Annotated in this window: 8 protein-coding genes and 1 pseudogene; 8 read left to right on the plus strand and 1 reads right to left on the minus strand. The window is 72.7% G+C overall.

Annotated features, from left to right (window positions below):
• Positions 1-150 precede the first annotated feature (150 nt).
• The 7 genes from FV227_RS10825 (at position 151) to FV227_RS10855 (ending at position 7,144) form a co-directional block, all read left to right on the plus strand.
• Positions 151-1,803: a GAF domain-containing protein gene (locus FV227_RS10825; RefSeq protein ID WP_246686475.1), complete on the plus strand. Its 1,653-nt coding sequence runs from the start codon at positions 151-153 to the stop codon at positions 1,801-1,803.
• Between the two features lie 46 nt (positions 1,804-1,849).
• Positions 1,850-3,667, plus strand: coding sequence for a single-stranded-DNA-specific exonuclease RecJ (gene recJ / locus FV227_RS10830; RefSeq protein ID WP_147858907.1), 1,818 nt, complete (start codon positions 1,850-1,852; stop codon positions 3,665-3,667).
• 86 nt (positions 3,668-3,753) lie between these two features.
• Positions 3,754-4,038: a hypothetical protein gene (locus FV227_RS10835; RefSeq protein WP_147858908.1), complete on the plus strand. Its 285-nt coding sequence runs from the start codon at positions 3,754-3,756 to the stop codon at positions 4,036-4,038.
• A gap of 245 nt (positions 4,039-4,283) precedes the next feature.
• A complete protein-coding gene (locus FV227_RS10840; protein ID WP_147730029.1) occupies positions 4,284-4,559 on the plus strand; it encodes a hypothetical protein in 276 nt (91 codons plus the stop codon).
• A gap of 554 nt (positions 4,560-5,113) precedes the next feature.
• The gene (locus FV227_RS10845; protein ID WP_147858909.1) at positions 5,114-5,359 is read left to right on the plus strand and encodes a NepR family anti-sigma factor; all 246 of its coding nucleotides are present in this window, start codon (positions 5,114-5,116) and stop codon (positions 5,357-5,359) included.
• Positions 5,356-5,931 (plus strand): sigma-70 family RNA polymerase sigma factor, encoded by a 576-nt coding sequence (locus FV227_RS10850; protein ID WP_147844126.1) that lies wholly within the window; start codon positions 5,356-5,358, stop codon positions 5,929-5,931. The genes FV227_RS10845 and FV227_RS10850 overlap by 4 nt, the downstream gene beginning before the upstream one ends.
• Positions 5,932-6,100: 169 nt before the next feature.
• Positions 6,101-7,144, plus strand: coding sequence for a cytochrome c peroxidase (locus FV227_RS10855; RefSeq protein WP_147858910.1), 1,044 nt, complete (start codon positions 6,101-6,103; stop codon positions 7,142-7,144).
• A gap of 96 nt (positions 7,145-7,240) precedes the next feature.
• On the opposite strand, the gene FV227_RS28950 is transcribed toward FV227_RS10855, so the two are convergent.
• The gene (locus tag FV227_RS28950; RefSeq protein WP_187274756.1) at positions 7,241-7,393 is read right to left on the minus strand and encodes a hypothetical protein; all 153 of its coding nucleotides are present in this window, start codon (positions 7,391-7,393) and stop codon (positions 7,241-7,243) included.
• A gap of 309 nt (positions 7,394-7,702) precedes the next feature.
• On the opposite strand from FV227_RS28950, the pseudogene FV227_RS10860 reads away from it, so the two are divergent.
• Positions 7,703-7,931 (plus strand): annotated as a pseudogene (locus FV227_RS10860) (hypothetical protein); the annotation flags it as partial.

Genomic DNA, 7,931 nt, shown 5'->3' on the forward strand with positions numbered 1-7,931 from the left:
CGAGGCGGATCCCGGCTCGCGTGAAGAAAACGCGCGCTCTCAACGCGATGGAGCATCGTCCGTGATCCCTGGATCACGGACGATGCTCCAGGCATGACAGACGTCGAGCGGGGCCCTACAACGCGCAACGCCGACCGCCGATCCGGCGCGATGGATCTCCAACCCGGGGCTGGCATGTCGCCCGAGACTTCCGATCCCGATCGACTGGCCGAGTTGGAAGCGTTCGCCGTCCTCGACACGGCACCCGAGGAAGCCTTCGACGACGCGGTGCAGATCGCCCGCACGATCTGCCTCGCCCCCGTGGCCCTGGTCAGCCTCGTCGCCGCCGACCGGCAGTGGTTCAAGGCCCGCGTCGGCTTCCCGCGCTGCGAGACCGACCTGAACGCCTCGGTCTGCAAGTACGCGCTCGGCGAGCCCGATCTCCTCGTCATCCCCGACCTGACGCTGGACCCGCGCACCCGCGACAACCCGCTGGTGACCGGCGATCCGCGGATCCGCTTCTATGCCGGGGCGCCGCTGCGCACGACGAGCGGCAGGGCGCTGGGCAGCCTCTGCGTGATCGACAACGTGCCCCGGCCCGACGGCCTCACCGAGGAGCAGGCGGACGCGCTGCGGCGGCTCGCGCGGCAGATCATGATCCTGATGCGCGAGCGGCGCCAGCTGGTCCGCCTGCAGGCGGAGGAGCGCCTGACCCGCGCCGCCTCGATCCGCCGAGCGGCCCTGATCGAGCTCGGCGACCACCTGCGCGACGTGGCCTCGGTGGCGGCGATGACCGCCAAGGCGGCCGAGATCGTCGGGCGGACGCTCGACGCGAGCCGGGCCGGCTACGGCGAGATCGACGCCAGCGGGGCGCAGGTCACCGTCCTCGAGGACTGGACCGCGTCCGGCGCCGGCAGCCTCGCCGGGACCCATCGCTTCGCCGATTTCGGCCGGCTGGGCGCCTCGATCGAGCGCGGCGACGCCCTCGTCGTCCGCGCGGTCGCGGACGATCCGCGCACCGCCGCGTTCGCGGCTCCGTTCGCGGCGCTCGCCATCGGCGCGATGCTCGACGTGCCGGTGCGGGAGCGCGGGCGCACGGTGGGGCTGTTCTTCGTCCACGCCGCGGCGCCGCGCGACTGGCTGCCGGAGGAGATCGCCTTCGCCCGCAACGTCGCGGACCGGGTCCAGGTCGGCATCGGCCGCCTGCGGGCCGAGGAGCAGCAGGCGGTGCTCAACCGCGAGCTCAGCCACCGCATGAAGAACACGCTGGCGATGGTGCAGGCCATCGCGATGCAGACCATGCGCAACGCCACCGACCTCGAAGCCGCCCGCGACGCCCTCGCCAACCGGCTGATCGCGCTCGGCAAGGCCCACGACATCCTGCTCGACGGCACCCGCGAGAGTGCCAGCCTGGAGAAGGTCGTCCACGGCGCGCTGACGATCCACGACGATGCCCAGGCGGGCCGCCTGCGGCTGTTCGGGCCGCACGTTCAGGTCGGCTCCAAGGCCGCCCTGTCGCTGTCGCTGATGATCCACGAGCTGGCGACGAACGCCGCCAAGTACGGCGCCCTCTCGACGCCCGCGGGCTTCGTGGTGGTGGACTGGTCGATCGACCCGGAGGGCCGCGAGCCGATGGTCCGGCTGCGCTGGGCCGAGAGCGGCGGGCCGCGGGTCGCGCACCCGACCCGGATGGGGTTCGGCAGCCGCCTGATCGAGCGCGGCCTCGCCGGGGCGATCGGCGGCGAGGTCCGCCTGACCTACCCGCCCGACGGCGTGCTGTGCGAGCTGGCCGTGCCCCTGGCCGGGATGGAGGCCGACGAGTAGCGCCGACGCCCGCACGCGGACCGGGATTTGGCCGCCGTTGCGGTCTATGGTGCGCCCCGTGTCAGCCCTGCTTCCAGAGTCCCGCGCCTTCCTCGGCGTCACCCGGTCCATCCTCGGGCGGCCGTGGCGGGAGCGCTGCGCCGACCCGGCCGCGCAGGCCTACGCCGCGACCATGGTCCAGGCCCATGGCCTGCCGGAGCTGCTGGCCCGCGTGCTTGCCGGGCGCGGCGTCCGGCCGGACGGGTCGGAGGCCTACCTGCGCCCGCGCCTGCGCGACCTGATGCCCGACCCCGCCTGCCTCGTCGACATGGAAGCCGCCGCCGATCGCCTCGCGCGGGCGGTGCGGCAGGGCGAGAGCGTCGCGGTGTTCGGCGATTACGACGTTGACGGCGCCGCGAGCGCGGCCCTGCTGGCCGGATACCTGCGCGCGCTCGGCGTGCCGACCCGCATCCACATCCCCGACCGGATCACCGAGGGCTACGGCCCGAACACCGCCGCGGTCGCCGCGCTGGCGGGGGAGGGGGCGACCCTGCTGGTCTGCGTCGATTGCGGCACCAGCGGGCACGGGCCCCTGGCGGAGGCGGCGCGGATCGGCCTCGACGTGCTCGTCCTCGACCACCACGGCGCCCCCGAGCTGCTGCCGCCGGTGCGCGCGCTGGTGAACCCGAACCGCCTCGACGACCTGTCGGGCCTCGGCCATCTCTGCGCCGCGGGCGTCGTGTTCCTGACGCTGGTGGCCCTGGCCCGGACGCTGCGGGCGGAGGGGGCCTTCGCCGCGCGCCCCGAGCCGTCGCTGACCGACGCCCTCGACCTGGTGGCGCTGGCCACCGTCGCCGACGTGGTGCCGCTGACCGGCCTCAACCGCGCCTTCGTGGTCCAGGGGCTGACCGTGATGCGCGCCCGCGGCCGCCACGGCCTCGCGGCGCTCCTCGATGCCGCCGCCCTCGACGGGCCGCCGGAGGCGTGGCACCTCGGCTATCTCCTCGGCCCCCGCATCAACGCCGGCGGGCGCATCGGCGACGCGGGTCTGGGCGCGCGCCTGCTCACCACCGACGACCCCGCCGAGGCCGCCCGCATCGCGGTCGAGCTCGACCGCCTGAATCGCGAGCGCCAGGCGATCGAGGCGCAGGCCGTGGCCGAGGCCGAGGCCGAGATGGACCACGCGCTCGGCCGCGACCCCGATCGCCCGGTGCTGGTCGCAGGCAGCGCCGAATGGCACCCGGGCATCGTCGGGCTGATCGCGGCGCGGCTCAAGGAGCGCTTCGGCCGGCCGGCCTTCGCCTTCGCCCTGCGGCCGGACGGGACGGCCACCGGCTCGGGGCGCTCGATCGCCGGCGCCGACCTCGGCCACGCCGTCCGCGCCGCCGTCGCGGCGGGTCTCGCGACGAAGGGCGGCGGCCACGCCATGGCCGCGGGCGTGACTCTCGCCGGCCCCGACCTGACGCGCTTTGCCGCCTTCCTCGCCGCGGACCTGGCGGACGCGGTGGCGCAGGCGCGCGCGGTCGAGGCGCTGCTCGTCGACGGCACGGTCAGCGCCGGCGGCGCCACCGCCGAGACCGTCCGCCTGATCCAGCGCGCCGGCCCGTTCGGGCAGGGGGCGCCGGAGCCGGTCTTCGCCCTGCCGCGCCACCGCATCGTCGATGCAGGCCTCGTCGGCCACGGCCATGTCCGTGCGCGCCTGCGCAGCCGCGACGGGCAGGCGGTCGGCGCGATCAGCTTCCGCAGCGCGCAATCGCCGCTCGGGCAGGCGATCCTGGCGGGCATCGGCTCGGAGTTCCACGTCGCCGGCACGCTCGCCTGCGACCGCTGGCGCGGGGCCGAGCGCGCGCAGGTCCGCATCTGCGACCTGAGCCCCGCCGCGTGATCGCCGCCGCCCCGCGCGATGCCGGTCCGTCCGCTCTCGCGACATCGTTAACGCGGCGTGGAGGCGCGCGGCCCTAAGCTGCGCGCATGCGCTCCTTCCTCCCCGCCGTCGCCCTTCTCCTCGCCGCAGCGCCGGCGCTCGCCGGCGGGGCCGAGGAATTCTTCATGGGCCGCCCGCCCTCGGCCGGCGTGGTGCAGGGCGGCGTCTTCGGGGCGGGCGGCTCGGACTACCTCGGCGAGATGCGCGACGAGCGGTTCGCGGCACCGCGCGCGGTGCGGCCCGCCCGGAGCGCCCGCCGCGTCGTGCACGCCGCGCGCGTCCGGCCCGGCGATGCGTCGCCGGTCGTCGCACGGCCCTACTTCAAGCCCTGACACGGTTCTCGCGCGATCGAAGGGAGGCCGGATCCGGCAAGCCCGCGAAGCCCGGATCCGCCCTCCCGAAGCCACCCGCCGGATCGTCGTGACGCGATCGTCCCGATCCGGCCCAGCGTTTCATCCGCCGTGCCGCGTGGAGCCCATCACGTCGTGAGGGTCAGGGGCGATCCATATAAGCTTGACGCAAGATCAGACCGTGCCGAACCGGCGGCCTGTATTGCTGGAAGGCGTCTTCTATCCTCATGACGTTGCGTTTCGTTGCCGTCGCGGCCGCTCTCGTCATCGGCGTTTCCGCCCCCGTCTCGTCCGCGCGCGCGTTCAGCTACGAGGCCCCCGTCGACCGCTTCGCGCCGCCGTCCCCCTCTGACGACCTGACCACGGGTTCGGTCGGGATCGGCGTCGACGGCACGCCGCGCACCGGCGGGTGCGTGCCGAGCTCGGCGAGCGAGGGCGACGCCAACCGGCAGACCCGGCCGGTGAGGCAGTACGGCCAGACCAGCGGCGGCAGCCGTTGCTGAGCGGGAAGCGGACCGGGATCGAGACCATGACGCTGTTCGACGACGCGATGATCGGCGCCTTCGTCTGCGGCCTCGTCGTCACCGCCTACGGCTCCGTCAGCGTTCCGATGGCGCTCTGACGGACGGCGCCCATCGTTCTCGCGAGCCGAAGAGGACGCGGTCCCCCTCTCCCCAGCGGGAGAGGGGCCGCGCTGAGCTTCGACGATGCATCCGCGCCCTCGGCCGGGACGCCGCGGCGCGCCGCCGGCTGCCGCCGCCCGAAGTCCAGACCGTCAGGTTTCGAACATTGGAATGTAACCAGATGTATCAAGGTTGCGAAAAACATACAAATTGACAAAGTCGCCAGCTTGACCATAAGATGATGTCGCGGCCTATGGTGATGAATTCTAGGTGAATGTCTTTTTCAGACTTGATTAAACCGCCCGGCCCTAGCACCCGTAGCCACGGCGACGGACCTGGCGTCCGCGACGCACCGGAGGCCTGAGGGCCGCGCCCGGTCGTTCGCAGGCGGTCGGGTCGCGAGGCGTCGCCCCGCTTTGCCAGGACGGCCGACGATGCACGACATCTCCGACGAACGCGGTGCCGACGACGCGATCGGGCGCGTGGCCGGCGATGCCGTGCCGACGCCCGAGCGGCGGCCGCGCGGCGGCGACCGGCGGCTCGATCCGGAGACGCGGCGCCGGATCGGGCGCAGCCTGCGGGTGCTCTACGCGGGCCTGCTCGCCCAGCCGATCCCCGAGCGGTTCGAGGCGCTCGTCGCGGAATTCGCCGCCCGGTCGGAAAAGGAATCCACGCGATGATCCAGGCCTGTGCCCCCGTCGGAACGCCCGCCGGCGCCGACGCCGAGATGCGCGACCTCCTGCTCGGCGCGATCCCGGCGCTGCGCGCCTTCGCCTTCTCGCTGACCTACGATTTCGACCGCACCGACGACCTCGTGCAGGACACGCTGATGCGGGCCTGGACCAAGGCCGAGAGTTTCCGCCGCGGCACCAACCTCACGGCGTGGCTGTTCACGATCCTGCGCAACCTGTTCTATTCCGAGCAGCGCAAGCGCAAGCGCGAGATCGAGGATGCCGACGGCGGCCATGCCGGGCGGCTGACCAGCCTGCCCGAGCAGGAGGTCCGCGTGGAGATGCGCGCTTTCCAGAGCGCGCTGAACCTGCTGCCGCTGGCCCAGCGCGAGGCGCTGGTCCTCGTCGGCGCGCAGAGCTTCACCTACGAGGAGGCGGCCGAGATCTGCGGGGTCGCCGTCGGCACGATCAAGAGCCGGGTCAGCCGCGCGCGCGGGCGGCTGATCGAGAGCCTCGGCATGGACGACGCCGGCGACGTCGGCACCGACGCCCGCACCCGCGCCGCCCTCGACGCCCGCTGATCGCCGCCCCGGATCGGGGCGGGGGCATGACGTCGCGGCATGTTCGCTGAGGTTCAAGTTATCGTTGAGGTTTCGGGAATATAATTCTCGGGCAGGACCATAATCGAAACGAAGGCTTTACGGATCTGCAAGACATCGCATCGTAGACCCTCCCCTTGGGAGCTCTGCGATGCGATGGAAGCTCGGCGGCGGTATCGCCGCAATTGTGATGCTCGGTGCGGTTTGCGGTCCGGCCACGAGCGGACCGGCGGCGCAGCGGGCCGCCTGGCGCGAGGCCTATGCCCCGCCTTCCGCGATCCCGTTCCCGGAGACCAATCCCTACGCCCAGGCCAAGGCGGAACTCGGCCGAAAGCTGTTCTTCGATCCGATCCTGTCGGCCGACCGCGACCGGGCCTGCGTGACCTGCCACCTGCCCGACCTCGCCTGGGCGGACGGGCGCAAGCGCGCGCCGGCCCGCAACGATTCCGACATGGACCTGCGGACGCCGAGCCTGCTCAACATCGCCTGGCAGGAGGGCCGCCTCGGCTGGGACGGCAAGTTCCGCGACCTCGAGAGCGTCGCCTTCGTCCCGATCAGCGCGCCCGGCAACATGGGCCTGCCCGCCGACGACGCGGTGGCGCGCCTGTCGGCGGATGCCGCCTATGCCGCCGCCTTCGCCGAGGCCTTCGCCGATCCCGGCGTCACCAAGGACCGGATCGAGGCGGCGCTCGCCACCTTCCAGCGCCTGATTGTGTCCGGCGTGAGCCCGTTCGACCGCTGGATCGCGGGCGACGAGACGGCGATCCCGGTCGTCGCCAAGCGCGGCTTCGACCTGTTCAACGGCCGTGCGAACTGCGCCGCCTGCCATGGCGGCTGGGCCTTCACCGACGGCTCGTTCCACGACATCGGCACGGCGACCGGCGCGGATCTCGGACGCGGGCGCTTCGTGCCGAGCTCGGAGGCCCTGCGCTACGCCTTCAAGACCCCCGGGCTGCGCGAGGTCGCCGGCCGCGGCGCCTACATGCACGACGGATCGATCGCGACGCTGGAGGCGGTGATCGATCTCTACGACCGCGGCGGCATCGCACGCCCGAGCCGCTCGCCGGAGATCCGCCCGCTGAACCTCACGGGCGCGGAGAAGGCCGACCTGCTGGCCTTCCTGCAGACGCTCACCGCGCCGGCCGGGAACGACCGCGCCCTCGCGGACCTGACCGGCGACGCGCCGAAGCCGTAACCGGGCCGGACGGCGGCCGCGGCCCCGGATGCGTCCGCGGCGGCGTCGCCGGCAGCATCGTCGCGCGCCCCTCGATCCACCTCGCTGGGGAATGCCCTAGCGGAACAGCGGCAGCCCAGCGCCGAGCAGGGCGAGGCCGGTCACCAGAAGCACGCCGCCGCAGGATTCGAAGGTGGCGGCGCGCAGGCCCGCACGCGGCGCGAAGCCGGCCAGCCCGATCCCGGCACCGAGGCTCGCGAGACTTGCCAAGCCGATCATCCGCAATCCCCCCACGCTTGGTCCGGCCGGCGATGTCGGGTTCCGGCCGCGCCAGGATCGCCGGCCAACACTGAGCGAAGTCTTGCGCGGCCGTCCGAAGAGCTGGGAATCCGCGTCCATGCTGAATGGCGCGTTGCCCGGCACGGCGCCCTAGACGGGATTCGCTTTCAGCCGATTCTACCCGGCACCCACAGCGTTAACCTTTTCGACACGGACGTTAACAAACCCTTGGCAAAATCCGGCGGCTTAGTTCTAAATGCATCGGTAAGCACTGTTCTGACCCGTTGTGACGAGGCTTCGATGCGGACCTTTGAGTGGCGTTGCTCTTCTCCGTTTCTTGCCGGCGCCCTAGCCCTTCCCGCGACCCTGCTCGCCAGCAGCGAGGCTAGCGCCCATGTAAAATGGTTCTGCGCCTACGACGTCGCCGGCCAGCCCCGCGGCCTCGAGCAGGTGCTCTGCCTCGATTTCGAGTGGCTCGTCGGCCTGTCGGTCCTGTGCCTGATGTTCGGGTGCCTCGCCGAGGGCACCC

Source organism: Methylobacterium sp. WL119 (assembly GCF_008039875.1).
In the GTDB taxonomy this organism is placed as follows: domain Bacteria; phylum Pseudomonadota; class Alphaproteobacteria; order Rhizobiales; family Beijerinckiaceae; genus Methylobacterium.